General features: G+C 61.4%; 18 protein-coding genes. 8 read left to right on the top strand and 10 right to left on the bottom strand.

Annotated elements, in window-relative coordinates; genetic code table 11:
• Nucleotides 1–24 precede the first annotated feature (24 nt).
• From dbpA to yccS, 3 genes are all read left to right on the top strand, one after another.
• Nucleotides 25–1,362, top strand: coding sequence for an ATP-dependent RNA helicase DbpA (gene dbpA, locus N4Q37_RS10250; RefSeq protein ID WP_260957683.1), 1,338 nt, complete (start codon nt 25–27; stop codon nt 1,360–1,362).
• Nucleotides 1,363–1,548: 186 nt separating this feature from the next.
• On the top strand, nt 1,549–2,727 hold the full coding sequence (locus N4Q37_RS10245; protein ID WP_260957570.1) for a BaiN/RdsA family NAD(P)/FAD-dependent oxidoreductase: 1,179 nt from the start codon (nt 1,549–1,551) through the stop codon (nt 2,725–2,727).
• Between the two features lie 144 nt (nt 2,728–2,871).
• Nucleotides 2,872–5,046, top strand: coding sequence for a YccS family putative transporter (yccS, locus tag N4Q37_RS10240; protein WP_260957568.1), 2,175 nt, complete (start codon nt 2,872–2,874; stop codon nt 5,044–5,046).
• A gap of 17 nt (nt 5,047–5,063) precedes the next feature.
• Here the strand turns inward: yccS and N4Q37_RS10235 are convergent, their stop codons facing one another.
• Nucleotides 5,064–5,801 (bottom strand): substrate-binding periplasmic protein, encoded by a 738-nt coding sequence (locus N4Q37_RS10235; protein WP_260957565.1) that lies wholly within the window; start codon nt 5,799–5,801, stop codon nt 5,064–5,066.
• Between the two features lie 284 nt (nt 5,802–6,085).
• Between N4Q37_RS10235 and N4Q37_RS10230 the strand changes: the two genes are divergently transcribed.
• Nucleotides 6,086–6,544: a GNAT family N-acetyltransferase gene (locus N4Q37_RS10230; protein ID WP_260957563.1), complete on the top strand. Its 459-nt coding sequence runs from the start codon at nt 6,086–6,088 to the stop codon at nt 6,542–6,544.
• 24 nt (nt 6,545–6,568) lie between these two features.
• Here N4Q37_RS10230 and N4Q37_RS10225 read toward each other — a convergent pair whose 3' ends face one another.
• From N4Q37_RS10225 to N4Q37_RS10215, 3 genes are read right to left on the bottom strand one after another with little or no spacing between them, the layout of a single operon-like run.
• Nucleotides 6,569–6,865: a winged helix-turn-helix domain-containing protein gene (locus tag N4Q37_RS10225; RefSeq protein WP_260957561.1), complete on the bottom strand. Its 297-nt coding sequence runs from the start codon at nt 6,863–6,865 to the stop codon at nt 6,569–6,571.
• A gap of 4 nt (nt 6,866–6,869) precedes the next feature.
• The gene (locus N4Q37_RS10220) at nt 6,870–7,373 is read right to left on the bottom strand and encodes a M48 metallopeptidase family protein (protein WP_260957559.1); all 504 of its coding nucleotides are present in this window, start codon (nt 7,371–7,373) and stop codon (nt 6,870–6,872) included.
• 42 nt (nt 7,374–7,415) lie between these two features.
• Nucleotides 7,416–9,539 carry a putative bifunctional diguanylate cyclase/phosphodiesterase gene (locus tag N4Q37_RS10215; RefSeq protein WP_260957558.1) on the bottom strand — a complete coding sequence of 708 codons (2,124 nt, stop codon included), beginning with the start codon at nt 9,537–9,539 and terminating at the stop codon, nt 7,416–7,418.
• A gap of 314 nt (nt 9,540–9,853) precedes the next feature.
• Here N4Q37_RS10215 and N4Q37_RS10210 point away from each other — a divergent pair, with 314 nt between their 5' ends.
• The 4 genes from N4Q37_RS10210 (at nt 9,854) to N4Q37_RS10195 (ending at nt 12,442) form a co-directional block, all read left to right on the top strand.
• Complete coding sequence (locus N4Q37_RS10210; RefSeq protein WP_260957556.1) at nt 9,854–10,525, top strand: polysaccharide lyase family 7 protein; 672 nt, start codon at nt 9,854–9,856, stop codon at nt 10,523–10,525.
• A 298-nt stretch (nt 10,526–10,823) separates the two neighbouring features.
• A complete protein-coding gene (locus tag N4Q37_RS10205) occupies nt 10,824–11,492 on the top strand; it encodes a polysaccharide lyase family 7 protein (RefSeq protein WP_260957554.1) in 669 nt (222 codons plus the stop codon).
• Between the two features lie 455 nt (nt 11,493–11,947).
• Nucleotides 11,948–12,232, top strand: a complete 285-nt coding sequence (locus tag N4Q37_RS10200; protein WP_260957552.1) for a fructose-bisphosphate aldolase — start codon at nt 11,948–11,950, stop codon at nt 12,230–12,232.
• Nucleotides 12,233–12,259: 27 nt separating this feature from the next.
• Nucleotides 12,260–12,442 (top strand): hypothetical protein, encoded by a 183-nt coding sequence (locus N4Q37_RS10195; RefSeq protein ID WP_260957550.1) that lies wholly within the window; start codon nt 12,260–12,262, stop codon nt 12,440–12,442.
• Between the two features lie 46 nt (nt 12,443–12,488).
• Here the strand turns inward: N4Q37_RS10195 and fba are convergent, their stop codons facing one another.
• From fba to tkt, 6 genes are all read right to left on the bottom strand, one after another.
• On the bottom strand, nt 12,489–13,553 hold the full coding sequence (gene fba, locus N4Q37_RS10190; RefSeq protein ID WP_053156043.1) for a class II fructose-bisphosphate aldolase: 1,065 nt from the start codon (nt 13,551–13,553) through the stop codon (nt 12,489–12,491).
• A 165-nt stretch (nt 13,554–13,718) separates the two neighbouring features.
• Nucleotides 13,719–14,054: an MliC family protein gene (locus tag N4Q37_RS10185; RefSeq protein WP_260957545.1), complete on the bottom strand. Its 336-nt coding sequence runs from the start codon at nt 14,052–14,054 to the stop codon at nt 13,719–13,721.
• Between the two features lie 56 nt (nt 14,055–14,110).
• Nucleotides 14,111–14,332, bottom strand: a complete 222-nt coding sequence (locus N4Q37_RS10180) for a hypothetical protein (protein ID WP_260957543.1) — start codon at nt 14,330–14,332, stop codon at nt 14,111–14,113.
• A 31-nt stretch (nt 14,333–14,363) separates the two neighbouring features.
• The gene (locus tag N4Q37_RS10175; RefSeq protein WP_260957542.1) at nt 14,364–15,527 is read right to left on the bottom strand and encodes a phosphoglycerate kinase; all 1,164 of its coding nucleotides are present in this window, start codon (nt 15,525–15,527) and stop codon (nt 14,364–14,366) included.
• A 24-nt stretch (nt 15,528–15,551) separates the two neighbouring features.
• On the bottom strand, nt 15,552–16,607 hold the full coding sequence (gene epd / locus N4Q37_RS10170) for an erythrose-4-phosphate dehydrogenase (protein WP_260957541.1): 1,056 nt from the start codon (nt 16,605–16,607) through the stop codon (nt 15,552–15,554).
• Between the two features lie 167 nt (nt 16,608–16,774).
• On the bottom strand, nt 16,775–18,772 hold the full coding sequence (gene tkt, locus N4Q37_RS10165; RefSeq protein ID WP_260957540.1) for a transketolase: 1,998 nt from the start codon (nt 18,770–18,772) through the stop codon (nt 16,775–16,777).
• Nucleotides 18,773–18,784: the final 12 nt, after the last annotated feature.

Genomic DNA, 18,784 nt, shown 5'->3' with positions numbered 1-18,784 from the left:
AACACTTTGCCGCTGTCCGCCGCCATGCTGGCCAACCTCGAATCCCTCGGGTACGCCCAGATGACGCCGATCCAGGCGCAGAGCTTGCCGGTGATCCTCAAGGGCATGGACCTGATCGCCCAGGCCAAGACCGGCAGCGGCAAGACCGCCGCCTTCGGCATCGGCCTGCTGAACCCGATCAACCCGCGTTTCTTCGGCTGCCAGGCCCTGGTGATGTGCCCGACCCGCGAACTGGCCGACCAGGTCGCCAAGGAAATCCGCCGCCTGGCACGCGCCGAAGACAACATCAAGGTCCTGACCCTGTGCGGCGGCGTGTCCTTCGGTCCGCAGATCGCTTCACTTGAACACGGTGCCCACATCATCGTCGGCACCCCGGGACGCATCCAGCAGCACCTGCGCAAGGGTTCGCTGGTGCTCGACGGCCTCAACACGCTGATCCTCGATGAAGCCGACCGCATGCTCGACATGGGCTTCTACGACGCCATCGAGGACATCATCCAGCAGACCCCGGAACGCCGCCAGACGCTGCTGTTCTCCGCCACCTACCCGGCGGGCATCAAGCAATTGTCGTCCAAGTTCATGCGCGACCCGCAGCAGGTCAAAGTCGAGGCGCTGCATTCCGACGCACAGATAGAGCAGCGTTTCTACGAGATCGCTCCCGAACAGCGCATGGACGTGGTGGGCAAGGTCCTGGCGCACTTCCGCCCGGCCTCCTGCGTGGCGTTCTGCTTCACCAAACAACAGGTCCAGGACACCGTCGATCACCTGGTGTCCAAGGGCATCTCTGCGGTCGGCCTGCACGGCGACCTGGAACAGCGCGACCGCGACCAGGTGCTGGCGATGTTCGCCAACCGCAGCACCTCGGTGCTGGTAGCTACCGACGTAGCGGCCCGCGGCCTGGACATCGATGCCCTGGACATGGTGATCAACGTCGAACTGGCCCGCGACTCGGAAATCCATATCCACCGAGTCGGCCGCACCGGTCGCGCCGGGGAGAAAGGCCTCGCCATCAGCCTGGTGGCGCCATCCGAAGCCCACCGCGCCCAGGCCATCGAGCAGTTGCAGAAAGCGCCATTGAACTGGGACCAGCTGGACACGCTCAAGCCCCAGGCCGGTGGCCCGCTGCTGCCGGCCATGAGCACCCTGTGCATCGCCGCCGGGCGCAAAGACAAAGTCCGCCCCGGCGACATCCTCGGCGCCCTGACCGGCGAGGCCGGCATCCCAGGCACCCAGGTCGGCAAGATCGCGATCTTCGACTTCCAGGCCTACGTGGCGGTGGAACGCGGCATCGCCAAGCAGGCGCTGAAGCGTTTGAACGAAGGCAAAATCAAGGGGCGTTCGTTGCGGGTGCGGATCCTGTAAACGATCTTCCATCCAACGAAATCCCTTTGTGGGAGCGGGCTGTGTGGGAGCAAAGCTTGCTCGCGATCCAGGCGCTGCGGTCCTCAAGAGACCGCGGCGTTTTCATCGCGGGCAAGCCTTGCTCCCACACAGCCCCACTCCCACAGTGGTTTTCGGTGAAATTAAAATTTGTGTGAGGACACCGTTTTGCGCTCTACCGAAGTCGTGATCATTGGCGCTGGCGCCGCTGGGCTGATGTGCGGGCTGACTGCCGCCGGACGTGGCCGGCAGGTGATGCTGCTCGACCACGCCAACAAGGCCGGCAAGAAAATCCTCATGTCGGGCGGCGGGCGCTGCAATTTCACCAATATGTACACCGAGCCTGGCAACTTCCTCTCGCAGAATCCGCACTTCTGCAAATCGGCCCTGGCCCGCTATACCCAATGGGACTTCATCGCCCTGGTGGCCAAGCACGGCGTGCCGTATCACGAGAAGAAACTCGGCCAGTTGTTCTGCGATAACAAGTCCAGCGACATCCTCGGGATCCTTTTGGATGAATGCGAGCAGGCCGGCGTCGACCTGCACCTGGACACCTCGATCACCCACATTGAAAAGATTGAAGGCGGTTACCTGCTGCAAACCACCCTCGGCGCCGTTACCTGCCAATCGCTGGTGATCGCCACGGGCGGGCTGTCGATCCCGACCTTGGGCGCCACCGGTTTCGGCTACCAAGTGGCCAAACAATTCGGCCATCAATTGCTGCCCACCCGCGCCGGGCTGGTGCCGTTTACCATCACCGACCAGCTCAAGACCCTGTGCACCGAGCTCTCGGGCACGTCGGTCGATTGCCTGGTGAGCTGCAACGACCAGAGCTTTCGCGAAAACATCCTCTTCACCCATCGCGGCCTGAGCGGTCCGGCGATCTTGCAGATCTCCTCGTTCTGGGAGCCGGGGGACACAGTGCAGATCAACCTGCTGCCCGATCACGACGTGCCGCAGTGGTTGACCCAACAACAGGCCGAACGCCCCAACAGTGAGCTCAAGACGCTGCTGGGCGAACTGTTCACCAAGAAAATGGCCGGCCTGCTGGCCGACACCTGGTTCGTCTCCAAGCCCATGAAGCAATACACCCACGCGGAGCTGGCGGACATCGCCGAGAAACTGGCGAGCTGGAACGTCGTCCCCGCCGGCACCGAAGGCTACCGCACCGCCGAAGTCACCCTGGGCGGCGTCGACACCCGGGAAGTCTCCTCCAAGACCATGGAATCGCTGAAAAGCCCGGGGCTGTATTTCATTGGCGAGGTGCTGGACGTCACCGGCCACCTGGGCGGGTTCAACTTCCAGTGGGCCTGGGCGTCGGGGTATGCGGCGGCTCAGTACGTCTGAGCCAACACATGCAGGCCAGCATTGTGGTGAGTATGTCCATGAGCCTGGCGGAACACTTTTTGCTGTGAGATGTGATCGCCGCCATTGCGTCGGCGTCATTACTGCCTCAATTTAGCGTCATTGCCCGTCAGGCCCGTGCACTTCATGTCATCGACCTCGTTCAGCCAATCTCTGCGTCGCCTTTGGGCGTTGGATAAATTCAGCTACAGCGTACGGGTGTTCATCGCCCTGACCGGCAGCATGGCGCTGTGCTGGTACCTGGATCAGATGGTGCTCTTGATCCCCTTGTTCCTGGGGATTATCGCCAGCGCCCTGGCCGAGACCGACGACACCTGGCAAGGCCGCCTCAACGCGCTGGCCGTGACCCTGGTGTGCTTCACCATCGCCGCGCTGTCGGTGGAGTTGCTGTTCCCCTACCCCTGGCTGTTCATCATTGCCCTGGCCCTGGCGGCCTTCGGCTTGACCATGCTCGGCGCCCTCGGCGAGCGCTACGGCGCGATTGCCTCGGCCACGTTGATTCTTTCGGTCTACACCATGATCGGCGTGGACCAGCGCGGTGGCGCGGTCAACGATTTCTGGCACGAACCCGTGTTGCTGGTGGCCGGTGCCGCGTGGTACGGCTTGCTCTCGGTGCTATGGCAGGCGCTGTTTTCCAACCAACCGGTGCAGCAAAGCCTGGCGCGGTTGTTTCGCGAACTGGGGCGCTACCTGAAACTCAAGTCGACGCTGCTCGAACCCATCCGCCAACTGGACATCGAAGCCCGACGCCTGGAGCTGGCGCAACAGAACGGGCGGGTGGTGGCAGCCCTCAACGCCGCGAAGGAGATCATCCTGCACCGCGTGGGCAATGGCCGACCGGGTTCGAAAGTCAGCCGCTACCTCAAGCTCTACTTCCTCGCCCAGGACATCCACGAGCGCGCCAGTTCTTCCCACTACCCCTACAACGCACTGGCCGAAGCCTTCTTCCACAGCGACGTACTGTTTCGCTGCCAGCGCCTGTTGCGCCAGCAAGGCAAGGCCTGCCAGGCGCTTGGCGAATCGATCCAGATGCGCCAGCCGTTCGTCTACGACGACAGCTTCGCCGAAGCCCTGAACGATCTGCACGCCTCCCTGGAGCACTTGCGCATCCAGAGCAATCCGGCCTGGCGCGGGTTGCTGCGCTCACTGCGGGCCTTGTCGGTGAACCTGGCCACCATGGACCGCCTGCTCAGCGACGCGAGCAACCCCGATGCCCTGGCGGACGCCACCGACAGCAGCCTGCTGGACCGCTCGCCGCACAACCTCAAGGACATCTGGCTACGCTTGCGCACGCAGCTTACGCCGACCTCGCTGCTGTTTCGCCATGCCCTGCGCCTGCCCTTGGCCCTGAGTGTGGGCTACGCCTTGGTGCACGTGATCCACCCGTCCCAGGGTTACTGGATCATCCTCACCACGCTGTTCGTCTGCCAACCGAGCTATGGCGCCACCCGGCGCAAACTCGGCCAACGGATCGTCGGCACCGCCATCGGCCTGACAGTGGCCTGGGCGCTGTTCGATCTGTTCCCCAACCCGCTGGTGCAATCGTGCTTCGCCATCGCCGCCGGCGTGCTGTTCTTCACCAACCGCACGACGCGCTACACCCTGGCGACGGCGGCGATCACCGTCATGGTGCTGTTCTGCTTCAACCAGGTGGGCGACGGCTACGGGCTGCTGTTGCCGCGGCTGTTCGATACCTTGCTCGGCAGCCTGATTGCCGGGGTGGCGGTGTTCCTGTTCCTGCCGGACTGGCAAGGACGCCGGTTGAACAAGGTGCTGGCCAACACGCTGACCTGCAACAGCATCTACCTGCGCCAGATCATGCAGCAGTACGCCGCCGGCAAAAGCGACGACCTGGCCTATCGCCTGGCCCGGCGCAACGCCCACAACGCCGACGCCGCGCTGTCCACCACCCTGGCGAACATGCTGATGGAGCCGGGACATTTCCGTAAGGAGGCCGACGTTGGGTTCCGCTTCCTGGTGCTCTCCCACACCCTGCTCAGCTACCTGTCAGGCCTGGGCGCCCATCGAGGCACCGAACTGCCGGCTCAGGTGCGCGAACAATTGATCGAAGGCGCCGGCGCGAAACTGGCGACAAGCATCGACGAAATCGCCCAGGGGCTGGCGAACAAGGCTCCGATCGCGATCCAGAGCGACGAGGAGGAAACCCTCGCCAGTGAGCTTGAGCAGATGCCCGATGAAATCGATGAAGGCCAACGGCTGGTGCAAACGCAATTGGCATTGATCTGCCGTCAGTTGGGGCCGTTGCGCACGTTGGCGGCGCATCTGATGAAGGAGGCCTGACGGCGAGCTCCGAGCTGCTACATCCCATGCGCCTTCAATAATCTGTCATAACTCCCATCCGCCTTCATCTCCGCAATCGCCCGATCGAATCCCGCCACGATCTCTTCATGCTCGGGATTCTTCAGGCTGACCAGGATGTGCAGGCTGTTTTCGCTCAAGGGCTTGGGCAGGAATTCCAAGGCATTGCGCACCTTGGGGGATTCGCGAGCCAGGTAATAGCGAGCCACGTATTCGTCTTCCAGCGTCAGCTTCACGCGGTCGGCCGCCAGCATGCGTGCGGCCATCGCGAAGTTATGCACAGGGACTTTCTGCAACAGCGGGTCTTCGTCGAAATCCTTGCCGTAGGCGTAACCGCGAACCACGGCGATGGGATAAGCCCGCAACTGTTGCAGGTTGTCGAACTGGATCGCATCGTCCTTGCGCTTGAGGAAGCACACGCGATTGAGCAGGTACTCGGCCGAAAACTGGCCTATACGGGTGCGTTCCTCGGCATACCAGGCATTGATCAGTACGTCATAACGGCCCTCGCCGATGCCCAGCATCGCCCGGGCCCAGGGCACCTGTTCGAAATCACTGGCATAACCGGCACGGGCCAGGGCGGTGCTGACGATATCGGTCGCCAGGCCACCATTGACCAGCGTCGAGTCGGTGAACGGTGGCCAGGCATCGGCCACCAGGCGTAACTTCTGCGCACAGGCGTTGTGGCTCAACAACAGCAACCCGACCAAAGCCAGAGCTCGATGCAATCGCGGCATGCCAAACATCCTTGACGGGTTCATAGCCCGGTTGGTTCTTAGGATTTTTACTTTTTCGTAAAAGCCTAGCCGTCACTCAAAAACATCCTTGGGTGTCCGGTCCTAACATTAGCTCATCGAAACCGCTGCACAGCCCTGGAATGAAGATTACACAAAGAAGACAGCGGCGGCAGCAGGGTGATGGCATTTTGTTTTCTTTCAGACGGTTCATCCGCCCGACCGAAAAGAGACTTCCGTCCACTGCACGCTTACTATCGGTATCAGGTTCTTGAGGAAATTCAAAAATGGACATCGAATGGGTCTGCAAACATCACAGTGACCTGAGCAAGGAACAGCTGTATGCCATCCTCAAGTTGCGCGCCGAGGTGTTCGTCGTCGAGCAGAACTGCGCCTACCAGGACGTCGACGGTCTCGACCTGGAAGGGGACACCTGCCATCTGATGGCCTGGCAGGACAATCACCTGGTGGCCTATCTACGCCTGCTCGACCCGCACTCGCAAAACAGTGACGTGGTGATCGGCCGCGTAATCATCGCCCCCCACGCACGCGGCCAGGGGTTAGGCCACATCCTGATGGAACAAGCCCTCAAGCAGGCCGAACTACACTGGCCCGGCACGCCGGTCTCATTGTCGGCCCAGGCGCATCTCCAGGGCTATTACGGGCGATACGGGTTTGTGGTGGTGGGGGTGGAATACCTGGAGGACGGGATTCCACACATTGGCATGCACAGGCCCAGCTCGTGATGAGGCCAGCCCAGGCAGCCAGCGTCAGGGGTACTCAAGCACCGCCTTGATCCGCTGCAAATTCTCCTCGATCCACCGTCGATCGATCGCCCCCCAATCCCGGATCCGATACCGCCCGGCGTGGTTGCGGGCCCCCTCTTGCTGCTCGAATTCGCACACGATATCCAGGTCCGCCAGCGCCGCCACGGTGTCCTGGGCGGTGCGCCGTGGCATGCCGGTGGCTTCGGTGAGCGCCGGGACGTTGCAGGCCATGCCGCTGTCGATCAGGTAAGCCACGTACAAACGCCGATAGAAACTGCTTTTGGTCTTGCTGACGTCCATCCAGTCATTCCTTGTGTGGTTGCAAGTCCCGCCAGGTCAGGTACACCCGCAGGTCGAATTCCAATTGGTGATAGCCAGGCAGCATGTACTCACAGAGCTGGTAGAACGCCTTGTTGTGATCCGATTCCTTGAAGTGCGCCAATTCGTGCACCACGATCATCTTCAGGAACTCCGGGGCTGCTTCCTTGAACAGCGCGGCGATGCGGATCTCCTTCTTGGCCTTGAGCTTGCCGCCCTGCACCCGTGACACCGTGCTGTGCAGACCGAGGGCACGATGGGTCAGGTCGAGGCGATTGTCGAACAGCACCTTGTCGATGGCCGGAGCGTTGCGCAGGTATTGCTGCTTGAGTTCCAGCGCATAGCCGTACAAGGCCTTGTCGCTCTGGATCGAATGGCGCTGCGGATAGCGCTGGTGCAGGTAATCGCCCAGCCGATCCTGGGTGATCAATTGCTGCACTTGGGCTTGCAGGGCGGCGGGATAGGCCTGGAGGTACTTGAGCGCGGTCATCGGGCGGCAACACGGTCACGAAAGGTCGCCAGTGTAGCGAATTCAGGCCTGCACCGCGCTCCAGTCGAAAGGTTTGGCGAAGGCGCTGGTATCGGCGGCCATCAACGGCCGTGCCACCAGGAACCCTTGCACGTACTCACAGCCGTGGGCTTGCAGCCAGTGATATTGCTCCAGCGTCTCCACGCCTTCGGCGATCACCCGCAACCCCAGCTGCGTGCACAGGTCGATCACCGCCGCGGCCAACGCGGCGTCCCGGGGCGAAGCCGGCAGGCGCGCGATCAAGTGCCGGTCGAGCTTGAGCGTGTCGAGCTCAAGGTCGCGCAGATGCGTCAGCGAGCAAGGCCCCGAGCCGAAATCATCCAGGGCCACCCGAACCCCCAGGTGACGCAAGAGTTGCAGTTGCTTCTGGGTTTCGTCGGGATTGCGCATCAGCGCATCCTCGGTCACCTCGACCTCCAGTTGCCGGGGTTGCAAGGCATGACGCTCCAGGACCTGACGCAACTCGGTCACCAGGTTAGGCATGCCGAACTGAGTGCTGCTCAAGCTCACCGCCAACACCAGATCCTCCGAGAATATCTGCCCCCAGATTTTGCGCTGGGCCGCGCTGCGATGGTAAATCCAGCTGCCCAACTGGCTGATCAACCGCGCTTCCTCCAGCAACGGCAGGAACAGCCCCGGCGGTACATCGCCGACACTCGGATGCTGCCAGCGCAACAACGCCTCGAATCCACGGACCTGCCCATCGACGATACTCACCTGGGGCTGATAGACCATGTTGAAGTCGCGGTTCTCGATGGCCGAGCGCACGCTTTCTTCAAGCATCAGCCGTGAACGGGCGCGGCCGTTCATTTCATGATCGTAAAAACGATACTGCTGGCGACCGGCTCGCTTGGCCTCGTACATGGCGATGTCGGAGGCACGCAGCAGGCCATCGAGATTGGCACCGCAATCAGGGTACGTCGCGATACCAATGCTGGCTCCCAGCGCCACATCCATGCCTTCGATCTGCTGGCAGATCGCAACCCGCTCGATCAGTTTCTCGGCGATCTTCGCTGCTTGCTCGGGGAACTCCAGGTCCAGCAACGCCGTGAATTCGTCACCGCCCAGGCGTGCCAGGATATCGAACGGCCGCAGGCAGGCCTTCAGTTGTTCCGACACCCAGCGCAACACCCGGTCACCGGCGTCGTGGCCCAGGGAATCATTGACGCGCTTGAAGCCGTCGAGGTCCAGGTACAGCAACACCCAATTGCTTTCCAACCGCTCGCTGCGCATCAACAGGTTTTCCGCCGTCTGATAGAAACCCCGGCGGTTGAGCAAACCGGTCAGCGGGTCGGTGACGGCCTGGTATTCCAGTTGTTGATGCAAGTGACGTATCACCGACATGTCCTGCAATGTCACCACCATGGCCTTCTGTTCCGAAGGCAGCGGCGCACAGGACAAAGCCACCGACACCTGCTGGCCGGGCGCAGTGCGCAACACGGCATCGTGCAAACGCAGGGTTTCGCCGCGACGATAGGCTTGCAGCAGCGAAGAGTCGGCCCATTCGGGAATGTGGGGGTTCTGCAGGAAATCGAGGAACGGCATCCCTTGCAGTTGCGCAGCGGTGGCGTTGAGCAAGCGGCAGGTCGACGGGTTGGCGAAGCGGATCGCGCCGTTTTCATTCACCACGAGAATGCCTTCGGCGGCATTTTCCAGCACCGAGGCATTGAAGGCCCTGGCAGCTTCCAGGTCCTGGCTCAGGCGCTGCAAGGCCCGGCGATTACGCTGGTGCTCCAGCAATGCCTGGACCTTGGGCTTGAGGATCTGCGGGTCGAAGGGTTTGAACAGGTAATCCACCGCGCCGTTGGCGTAGCCCTTGATCACCGCGTCCTGGGATTGTTCGTTGGCGGTCAGGAAGATAATCGGCGTAAGCCGTGTGCGCTGGCTGCCGCGCATCAGGCGGGCCACCTCGAAACCGTCCATTCCAGGCATCTGTACGTCCAGCAGGACCAGGTCGATGTCATGCTCGAGCAGCAGGTTAAGAGCCTCGAACCCCGAGGACGCCGTCATCACCTGCCAATCCTGACGCTGCAACAACGCTCGCATGCTGAGCAGGTTTTCAGGGTAATCATCAACAATCAAAAGGACGGAGCTTTGTTCATCAAGCTTAAGTTGCGCGCATTCCATGCTGCTTCTCTTATCGGGGCGCCCTGTCCGTTTTATGTACCGGAACGGACAAAATACTGTGATCTCACTCTAGACCGGGATTTTGAAAAGCAGTAGCTGTCACCCAGCCATCATCCAGACAAAGCCAGAAATAGCCGACTAACGGTCACCCCTCCCAGGCACAAAAGCTGCAACGGCAGTCACTGACGATCAATTGACGTCAATCATCCGCCGGACGGTGACCCTCCATCCTGCGTGATCAACCCTTCCAAATGCCCGGAGTAGAGCCTCCCGCTTTGGTGAGTACATTTACACTAGTTACGCAGGATCCCACCATGATCGATCTCAATACCTGGAACTTGAGCGTCCCCGAAGGCAGCCCGGCCATCACCATCGAAACGCCTCGGCTGGCGCAAGGATTCAAGGATGAATACTTCCACTCCGACACCGGCACGCTGTTCTTCTGGGCGCCGGTGACCGGCACCAAGACCGCCAACGCGATCTATCCGCGCAGCGAATTGCGCGAAACCTACAGCGACGGCAGCCTGCGCAACTGGCTGTATCCGACGGCGGACAACATCCTGCGCGCAACCCTGGCAGTCAACCAGGTGCCCAGCACCGGCAAGATCGTGATCGGCCAGATCCACACCAAGGACAGCACCAGCCCCATGGTGAAACTGGAATACCAATACAAGGCCTACAGCGCCACGGGCAACATCGTCGCCAAGGTGCGAATGCACCCCGATGACGAAACGGGCCAGGTGATTACCATCGCGACAGGCGTAACGCTCAATCGCAACTTCTCCTACATGATCCACCTCAGCCCAGGTGGCGCGTTGGGCATCACTGCAGCCGGCTACAACTGGCGGACCACCATCAATCCGGCCTGGAAGGTCAAGCCGTTGTACTTCAAGGCAGGCGTCTACGTGCAGGACAACACCGGCTACACCACTGAAGGTGGCCAAGTGACGTTCAGCCTGTTGGAAATCAAGCACAACACCCTCTGATTGGAGGCAATCGCGCAGCAGCACGGATGGCTGCTGGTCCTTGCCTGGCGCATCCCATGGGGGGAGCCGCCAAGGACATTGCGATTTTTGTTCAAAAAGAAAAGCGAAAAAGTCGACCAACGGTCACGCCTCTCGGGCACAAAATCCGTCGAGACCACTCTGACGGACAGTTGACGCCAACCATCCGCCGGTCAGGTATTGGAAAGTTCATCTCCCCCGCGCCCAAGAACAATAACAACGCGGGATAACACCCTGCGGATGAGGCTTTGAGTTTTTTCACTCCGAGTAAGGATCACCCATGGTCGATTTAGCAACCTGGAACTTGAGCATTCCCGAGGGCAGCCCGCCGAAAACCATCGAAACACCGCGCCTGTTGGACGGGTTCCAGGACAAATACTTCAATCCCGAAGGCAGTACGGTGTACTTCTGGTCGCCGGTCACCGGCACCAAGACGGAAAACGCGATCTACCCCCGCAGTGAATTACGCGAGACCTACCGCGACGGCACCCTGCGCAACTGGGTGTACCCCGATGCCGACAACCAGTTGCGGGCCACCCTCGCCGTCAACCAGGTGCCCAGCAGCGGCAAAGTGGTGATTGGCCAGATCCATGCCAAGGACAGCAGCAAGCCCATGGTCAAGCTGGAATACCAATACAAGGAGGACAGCGATACCGGCAACATCGTCGCCAAGGTGCGCATGCGCCCCGACGATGACGAAGGCCGGGTCATCACGGTTGCCACGGGGGTACAGCTCAACCGCTCCTTCTCCTACCGGATCCACCTGGACCGTACCGGCGACCTGGGCATCACCGCCGCCGGCAACAGCTGGTACACCACCGTCAGCGCAACGTGGCGCGACAAGCCGTTGTATTTCAAGGCCGGGGTGTATGTGCAGGACAACACGGGCTACAGCACCGAAGGCGGGAAAGTGACGTTCAGCGTGCTGGATATCGATCACAACACCTGAAATTCCACTTCCGAAAATCTCGTAGGAATTTACGTCCCGTAACGAGGGAGCTTGCTCCCGCAGGGCTGCGAAGCAGCCCTTCTTTTCGTCAGCCCTTGCGCATGCGCCGGTTTTACGGCGGCTGCGCCCCCGAGCGAGAGCAAGCTCCCTCGCCACAGGAACGGAGGGCGTCCTACAGGTCGGTTTTGGCCTTGGAAATCTGCTCTATAGTTCGGTTGGCCTGCTGACTTGGTCAGTGGGCAGGGGTTTCGCAGCCCTGGTGAGTTAGAATCATGGCCGTCAAAAATCAACATGGGCATATCCTGCCTGTGTTCGGTTTTTATGGCGGCTGTGTGTGGGAGATCTTCGGATCTGCCGGGTGCTAACTCCTCGGTCTGCGAACCCGCACATGGCTGCCACCTCATTTGTTTCGCAGCAAACGGTGGCAAATATCTTTCTTGAGTTAGAGGTTTGTCATGAAAGCCGAACAATTGCTTGGCCGCTTCACCCCGCTCACCCCAATCGCCACCACCCACCCCGTCCTGTTCATCGACCGCACGGTCCCACTGACCGAACTCCACGCCTGCGCCAGCGAACGCCTGCACGCCACGCTCGATTATTTGACGCTCATGGCCTGTGCTTCCCTGCGCGACTCGGCGGCCAGCGATTTCAATACCCTCACCAATGTTGCGCGGATACTGGTTCAGGATGTCACCGACGTGTTCGGGGTCATCGAACAGCGCGGCCTCGAAGAACAATAAAGCCCAGTGGGAGCGAGCCTGTTCGCGATGCAGCGGATCATCAGCCTCCGGGCGCTGCTGGCTCGTGATCGTGCATTGGAAAACTGGCTCGCAGGCCAAGTAGCCCCAGCCTATGATGCTTTGCAAGCCGACCCCTCGCGTGCGCTGAGCATCGATCAGGTGCGCTCCCGATTGGCGGCAGAGCACGAAAATGCCACTCTGAAGCCGTAAATGAAAAAACCCGCATCACTGCGGGTTTTTTCATGACCGTTGAGCCTCAGTTAACCTTGGCGTTCAACTCACCTTTCAGATAACGCTGATACATCCCTTCCAGGGAGATCGGCTTTATCTTCGAAGCATTGCCGGCAGTGCCGAACGCTTCGTAACGCGCGATGCACACGTCACGCATGGCGGTGACGGTAGCGCCGAGGAACTTGCGTGGGTCGAATTCGCTCGGGTTGGTCGCCATCAGGCGACGCATGGCACCGGTGGAAGCCAGGCGCAGGTCGGTGTCGATGTTGACCTTGCGTACGCCGTGCTTGATGCCTTCGACGATTTCTTCAACCGGCACGCCGTAGGTTTCCTTGATGTCGCCGCCGTACTGGTTGATGATCGCCAGCCACTCTTGCGGTACCGAGGAAGAGCCGTGCATCACCAGGTGGGTGTTGGGGATGCGCTTGTGGATTTCCTTGATGCGGTCGATGGCCAGCACGTCGCCGGTAGGTGGCTTGGTGAACTTGTAGGCGCCGTGGCTGGTGCCGATGGCGATGGCCAGGGCGTCGACCTGGGTCTTCTTGACGAAGTCGGCGGCTTCTTCCGGATCGGTCAGCATCTGGCTGTGGTCCAGCACGCCTTCGGCACCGATGCCGTCTTCTTCACCGGCCATGCCGGTTTCCAGCGAACCCAGGCAACCCAGCTCACCCTCTACCGAAACGCCACAGGCGTGGGCCATGGCGACGGTCTGCTGGGTGACGCGTACGTTGTACTCGTAGTCGGTCGGGGTCTTGCCGTCTTCGCCCAGGGAGCCGTCCATCATCACCGAGCTGAAGCCCAGTTGGATGGAGCGCTGGCAGACGTCCGGGCTGGTGCCGTGATCCTGGTGCATGCACACCGGGATGTGCGGGAACTCTTCGATCGCGGCCAGGATCAAGTGACGCAGGAACGGCGCACCGGCGTATTTACGGGCGCCAGCCGAAGCCTGGACGATCACCGGAGAGTCCGTCTTGTCAGCGGCTTCCATGATGGCGCGCATCTGCTCAAGGTTGTTGACGTTAAAGGCTGGGACGCCGTAGCCGAACTCGGCTGCGTGGTCCAGCATCTGACGCATGCTGATAAGTGCCATGGGTGTATCTCTCCCGGTCGAGGGTCGTTAATCGTGCCAGCCTGCCGGAGCGGCGGCGGCTATTCAAGTCATTGCGGATCGGGGGTTGGCCCGGTCCGGTAAATTGCTACAACAAAATTCGGATGCTGACTCAACCCCTGTGGGAGCGGGCTTGCGGCATGCTTGTCACTGCGCCTTGCAGCCACGCCCGATCAAGTCATTGGTGGCAACCCAGTACACCAGGCCTTCCTCACCGTTGACGTGAAACGCCAGCATGTCGTCGCTGTACAGCGAACCCGACGCGCCCGGCTCCTGTTTCAGGTGGTAAACCTGCTCGGCACCGCCCAGACGCACATCGACGGCCTTGCGAGCCGCATCGGTGTAGCGCCAGAGCACCTTGGCTTCGCTGTCGCACGTCCAGGTCGTCCAGCCTTGCGCGGCAGGTTCGGACGAATGCAACAAGTCCAACTGCGCACACCCCGCCAGCAATGCCGGCAACGCAACGGCGATAAAGCCTTTCATCCACGTTCCTCGGCTGACGGCATACGCCGCCAGCCCTGAGTTAAGAGTCAGACCCGTCAAGGGCATCCATGTTCCTTGTCCGGGGTTTGCGTCTCGTATTTATCCAGGCCGTCCGGTCCGGAGCGCTTGTTGAGCACCGGGTTGGTTTCGGCCTGCCAGTCTGCCTGATAGCAGCCTGCCTGCGGCTCACTGGATGCCGGCTCCGGCGCGGCTTTCGGGGTACTCCCGCAAGCCGTCAGAAAACCGGTCAGCAACAAAAGCGCGAACGTCTTGACCATCAGAACACTCCTTTGCCCGGTCAACGCAGCCTCAGGCCTTGGCCCGGCTTTCCAGGACTTCCACGGCCGGCAGCACTTTGCCTTCGACGAATTCGAGGAACGCGCCGCCGCCGGTGGAAATGTAGGAGATCTGCTCGGCCACGCCATATTTGTCGATGGCCGCCAAGGTGTCGCCACCGCCGGCGATAGAGAAGGCAGCACTTTCGGCAATGGCCCGGGCCAATACCTGGGTGCCATTGCCGAACTGCTCGAATTCGAACACGCCCACTGGACCGTTCCATAGGATCGTCTGGGAGGTTTTCAGCAGTTCAGCGAAGTTGGCTGCGGTTTGCGGGCCGATGTCGAGGATCATGTCGTCTTCGGCCACGTCAGCGATCAGCTTGACGGTGGCGACAGCGCTCTCGGCGAACTCCTTGGCCACCACGACGTCAACCGGCAACGGCACGCTGACCTTGGCGGCAATGTCCCGCGCGGTGTCCAGCAGATCCGGCTCGTACAGGGACTTACCAACCGGATGGCCCGCGGCGGCCAGGAAGGTGTTGGCAATGCCGCCACCGACGATCAACTGGTCGCAGATCTGGCTCAGACTGTTCAATACGTCCAGCTTGGTGGACACCTTGGAGCCGGCCACAATGGCGGCCATCGGTTTGGCCGGGGCATCCAGGGCCTTGCCCAGTGCTTCCAGCTCGGCGGCCAGCAGTGGGCCGGCAGCGGCGACCTTGGCGAACTTGGCCACGCCATGGGTCGAGCCCTCGGCGCGGTGAGCGGTGCCGAAGGCGTCCATCACGAACACGTCGCACAGGGCCGCGTATTGCTGCGCCAACTCGTCGGCGTTCTTTTTCTCGCCCTTGTTGAAGCGCACGTTTTCGAACAGCACGACATCGCCGGCCTTCACATCGACGCCGCCCAGGTAGTCAGCCACCAGCGGCACTTCGCGGCCCAAAGCACGGCTCAGGTAATCGGCCACGGGCTTGAGGCTGTTTTCGGCCGAGAACTCGCCTTCGGTCGGACGACCCAAGTGGGAGCAGACCATCACAGCCGCACCTTTTTCCAGGGCCAGCTTGATGGTCGGCAGCGAAGCCAGGATACGCGCGTCGCTGGTGACAACACCGTCCTTGACGGGGACGTTGAGGTCTTCGCGGATCAGTACGCGCTTACCTTGCAGATCGAGGTCGGACATCTTCAACACGGTCATGGGTCGCAATTCCTGGGTAACTGTTTAGAGAGCGGTTTTTTTAGAAGCGGTTTGCAGGTAATGCCCGGCAACGTCCAGCATTCGGTTGGCAAAACCCCATTCGTTGTCGAACCAGGCCAGGATGTTCACGAGCCGTGGCCCGGAAACACGGGTCTGGCTGGCATCGACGATGGCCGAATGCGGGTCATGGTTGAAATCACAGCTGGCATGAGGCAACTCGGTGTAGGCCAAAAGGCCTTTGAGCGGGCCGCTGGTGGCGGCTTCGCGCAGGATCCGGTTGATCTCGGTGGCGTCGGTATCGCTCACGGTCTGCATCGTCATATCGAGGCAGGACACGTTGACCGTCGGCACCCGCACGGCTTTGGCCTGAATTCGCCCGGCAAGTTCCGGCAGCAGCCGTTCGATGCCGCGCGCCAGACCAGTGGACACCGGAATCACCGACTGGAACGCCGAGCGGGTGCGGCGCAAGTCTTCATGGTGGTAGGCGTCGATCACGGGTTGATCGTTCATCGCCGAGTGGATGGTGGTGATCGACACGTACTCCAGGCCGACGGCCTGGTCCAGCAGGCGCAACAGCGGCACGCCGCAGTTGGTGGTGCAGGACGCGTTGGACACGAGCAGTTCGTCGCCGGTCAGGCAATCCTGGTTCACACCGTAGACGATGGTGGCATCGACATCCGCTTCGCTGGCCATCGGCTGGGAAAACAGCACCCGCGGCGCACCGGCGGCGAGAAAACGCTGGCCGTCTTCACGGGTGTGGTAGGCACCGGAACACTCAAGCACCAGGTCGACGCCCAAGGACGCCCAATCGATGCCTTCGGGGCTGGCACTGCGCAGAACCTTCACGCAGTCGCCATTGATATGCAGACAATCGCCCTCGACCCGCACTTCGCCGGGAAACCGGCCGTGAGTGGAGTCAAAGCGTGTCAGGTATTCGATACTGGCCATGTCGGCCAAGTCGTTGATGGCCACGATCTCGAAACCGGCCCTCGCTCCTCGCTCGAACAACGCACGCAAGACGCAACGACCAATCCGGCCGTAGCCGTTGAGTGCAACTTTGTAGGGACGCGGTTGGGGCATGGGGGTCTCTGACTTGGTTGATTCCATGAAGAGGGCGCTGAACATTCCATTGTCATCGCGGGCAAGCCTTGCTCCCACAGGATGTGCATGCTCCCACAGGGAAATACCATCCTGTGGGAGCAAGGCTTGCCCGCGACAGCGTCAGAACAGGCAATACATTCCTTGGATCAGTCTTCCAGCAGCTCTTCAGCCTGCCCCAGGATGTTCTCCAGGGTGAAGCCGAACTCTTCGAACAACGCCGCCGCCGGGGCCGATTCGCCGTAGGTGGTCATGCCGATCACGCGGCCTTCCAGGCCCACGTACTTGTACCAGTAGTCGGCGTGGGCAGCCTCGATGGCGATCCGGGCGCTGACTTGCAGCGGCAATACCGATTGCTTGTAGCCGGCGTCCTGGGCATCGAACACACTGGTGCACGGCATGGACACCACGCGCACGTTGCGGCCCTGCGCGGTCAGCTTGTCGTAGGCCTGCACGGCCAGGCCGACTTCGGAACCGGTAGCGATCAGGATCAGCTCAGGCTCGCCGATGCAATCCTTGAGCACATAGCCACCGCGGGCGATGTCGTCGATCTGGCCGGCTTCACGGGCCTGATGCGGCAGGTTCTGGCGGGAGAAGATCAGTGCCGAAGGGCCATCGTTACGCTCGATGGCGAATTTCCAGGCCACTGCCGATTCCACGGCGTCGCATGGACGCCAGGTGTCCAGGTTCGGCGTGCAGCGCAGGCTGGCCAGTTGCTCGATCGGCTGGTGAGTCGGACCGTCTTCACCCAGGCCGATGGAATCGTGGGTGAACACATACAGCACGCGTTTTTTCATCAGCGCCGACATACGCACCGCGTTGCGGGCGTATTCCATGAACATCAGGAAGGTCGCGCCGTAAGGCACCAGGCCACCGTGCAAGGCCACGCCGTTCATGATCGCGCTCATGCCGAATTCGCGAACGCCGTAGTACACGTAGTTGCCGCTGGCGTCTTCGGCGCTCACGCCTTTGCAACCTTTCCACAGGGTCAGGTTGGAACCGGCCAGGTCGGCCGAACCGCCCAGCATTTCCGGCAGCAACGGGCCGAAGGCGTTCAGGGTGTTCTGGCTGGCCTTGCGGCTGGCGATGGTTTCGCCCTTGGCCGCGACTTCGGCGATGTAGGCCGAGGCTTTTTCAGCGAAATCGGCCGGCAGCTCACCACGCAGGCGACGCACCAGTTCATTGGCCAGCTCTGGGAATTGGGCGGCGTAAGCGGCGAAACGCTGGTCCCAGTCGGCTTCGAGCGCACGACCTTTTTCCTTGGCATCCCACTCGGCATAGATGTTCGCCGGGATTTCGAACGGGCCGTGTTCCCATTTCAGCGCGGCGCGGGTCAGGGCGATTTCCTCGGCACCCAGTGGCGCACCGTGGCAGTCTTCCTTGCCTTGTTTGTTCGGAGAGCCGAAACCGATGGTGGTCTTGCAGCAGATCAGGGTCGGCTGGGAGCTCTTGCGGGCGGTCTCGATGGCAGTCTTGATCTCTTCCGGATCGTGGCCGTCGACGTTGCGGATCACCAGCCAGTTGTAGGCTTCGAAACGCTTGGGCGTGTCATCGGTGAACCAGCCTTCGACTTCGCCGTCGATGGAAATGCCGTTGTCATCGTAGAAGGCGATCAGCTTGTCCAGGCCCAGGGTGCCGGCCAGGGAGGCGACTTCATGGGAAATGCCTTCCATCATGCAGCCATCGCCCAGGAACACGTAGGTGTGGTGGTCCACGACGTTGTGGCCCGGGCGGTTGAACTGCGCCGCCAGCACTTTTTCCGCCAGGGCAAAGCCCACGGCGTTGGCCAGGCCCTGGCCCAACGGGCCGGTGGTGGTTTCCACGCCTGGGGTGTAGCCGTATTCCGGGTGGCCCGGGGTGCGGCTGTGCAGTTGACGGAAGTTCTTCAGGTCATCGATCGACAGGTCGTAGCCGGTCAGGTGCAGCAGCGAATAGATCAACATCGAGCCATGGCCGTTGGACAGCACGAAGCGATCGCGGTCGGCGAACGACGGGTTGCTCGGGCTGTGCTTGAGGTAATCGCGCCAAAGCACCTCGGCAATATCCGCCATACCCATAGGGGCACCGGGATGGCCGCTGTTGGCTTTCTGCACGGCATCCATGCTGAGGGCACGAATGGCATTGGCACGCTCACGACGGCTGGGCATCGCTGATCTCCT

The organism is Pseudomonas citri, from assembly GCF_025336485.1.
Taxonomy (GTDB): Bacteria; Pseudomonadota; Gammaproteobacteria; order Pseudomonadales; family Pseudomonadaceae; genus Aquipseudomonas; species Aquipseudomonas citri.
Note: the sequence above shows the minus strand (reverse complement) of the source record. Positions and strands in the feature narration are given on the sequence as shown.

Excerpts from the sequence above, each read along its gene's own strand:
- dbpA (WP_260957683.1), top strand. The coding sequence starts at position 25 with ATGCTGGCCAACCTCGAATCCCTCGGGTACGCCCAGATGACGCCGATC.
- yccS (WP_260957568.1), top strand. The coding sequence starts at position 2,872 with ATGTCATCGACCTCGTTCAGCCAATCTCTGCGTCGCCTTTGGGCGTTG.
- N4Q37_RS10235 (WP_260957565.1), bottom strand. The coding sequence starts at position 5,801 with ATGCCGCGATTGCATCGAGCTCTGGCTTTGGTCGGGTTGCTGTTGTTG.
- N4Q37_RS10230 (WP_260957563.1), top strand. The coding sequence starts at position 6,086 with ATGGACATCGAATGGGTCTGCAAACATCACAGTGACCTGAGCAAGGAA.
- N4Q37_RS10225 (WP_260957561.1), bottom strand. The coding sequence starts at position 6,865 with ATGGACGTCAGCAAGACCAAAAGCAGTTTCTATCGGCGTTTGTACGTG.
- N4Q37_RS10220 (WP_260957559.1), bottom strand. The coding sequence starts at position 7,373 with ATGACCGCGCTCAAGTACCTCCAGGCCTATCCCGCCGCCCTGCAAGCC.
- N4Q37_RS10215 (WP_260957558.1), bottom strand. The coding sequence starts at position 9,539 with ATGGAATGCGCGCAACTTAAGCTTGATGAACAAAGCTCCGTCCTTTTG.
- N4Q37_RS10210 (WP_260957556.1), top strand. The coding sequence starts at position 9,854 with ATGATCGATCTCAATACCTGGAACTTGAGCGTCCCCGAAGGCAGCCCG.
- N4Q37_RS10205 (WP_260957554.1), top strand. The coding sequence starts at position 10,824 with ATGGTCGATTTAGCAACCTGGAACTTGAGCATTCCCGAGGGCAGCCCG.
- N4Q37_RS10200 (WP_260957552.1), top strand. The coding sequence starts at position 11,948 with ATGAAAGCCGAACAATTGCTTGGCCGCTTCACCCCGCTCACCCCAATC.
- N4Q37_RS10195 (WP_260957550.1), top strand. The coding sequence starts at position 12,260 with ATGCAGCGGATCATCAGCCTCCGGGCGCTGCTGGCTCGTGATCGTGCA.
- fba (WP_053156043.1), bottom strand. The coding sequence starts at position 13,553 with ATGGCACTTATCAGCATGCGTCAGATGCTGGACCACGCAGCCGAGTTC.
- N4Q37_RS10185 (WP_260957545.1), bottom strand. The coding sequence starts at position 14,054 with ATGAAAGGCTTTATCGCCGTTGCGTTGCCGGCATTGCTGGCGGGGTGT.
- N4Q37_RS10180 (WP_260957543.1), bottom strand. The coding sequence starts at position 14,332 with ATGGTCAAGACGTTCGCGCTTTTGTTGCTGACCGGTTTTCTGACGGCT.
- N4Q37_RS10175 (WP_260957542.1), bottom strand. The coding sequence starts at position 15,527 with ATGACCGTGTTGAAGATGTCCGACCTCGATCTGCAAGGTAAGCGCGTA.
- epd (WP_260957541.1), bottom strand. The coding sequence starts at position 16,607 with ATGCCCCAACCGCGTCCCTACAAAGTTGCACTCAACGGCTACGGCCGG.
- tkt (WP_260957540.1), bottom strand. The coding sequence starts at position 18,772 with ATGCCCAGCCGTCGTGAGCGTGCCAATGCCATTCGTGCCCTCAGCATG.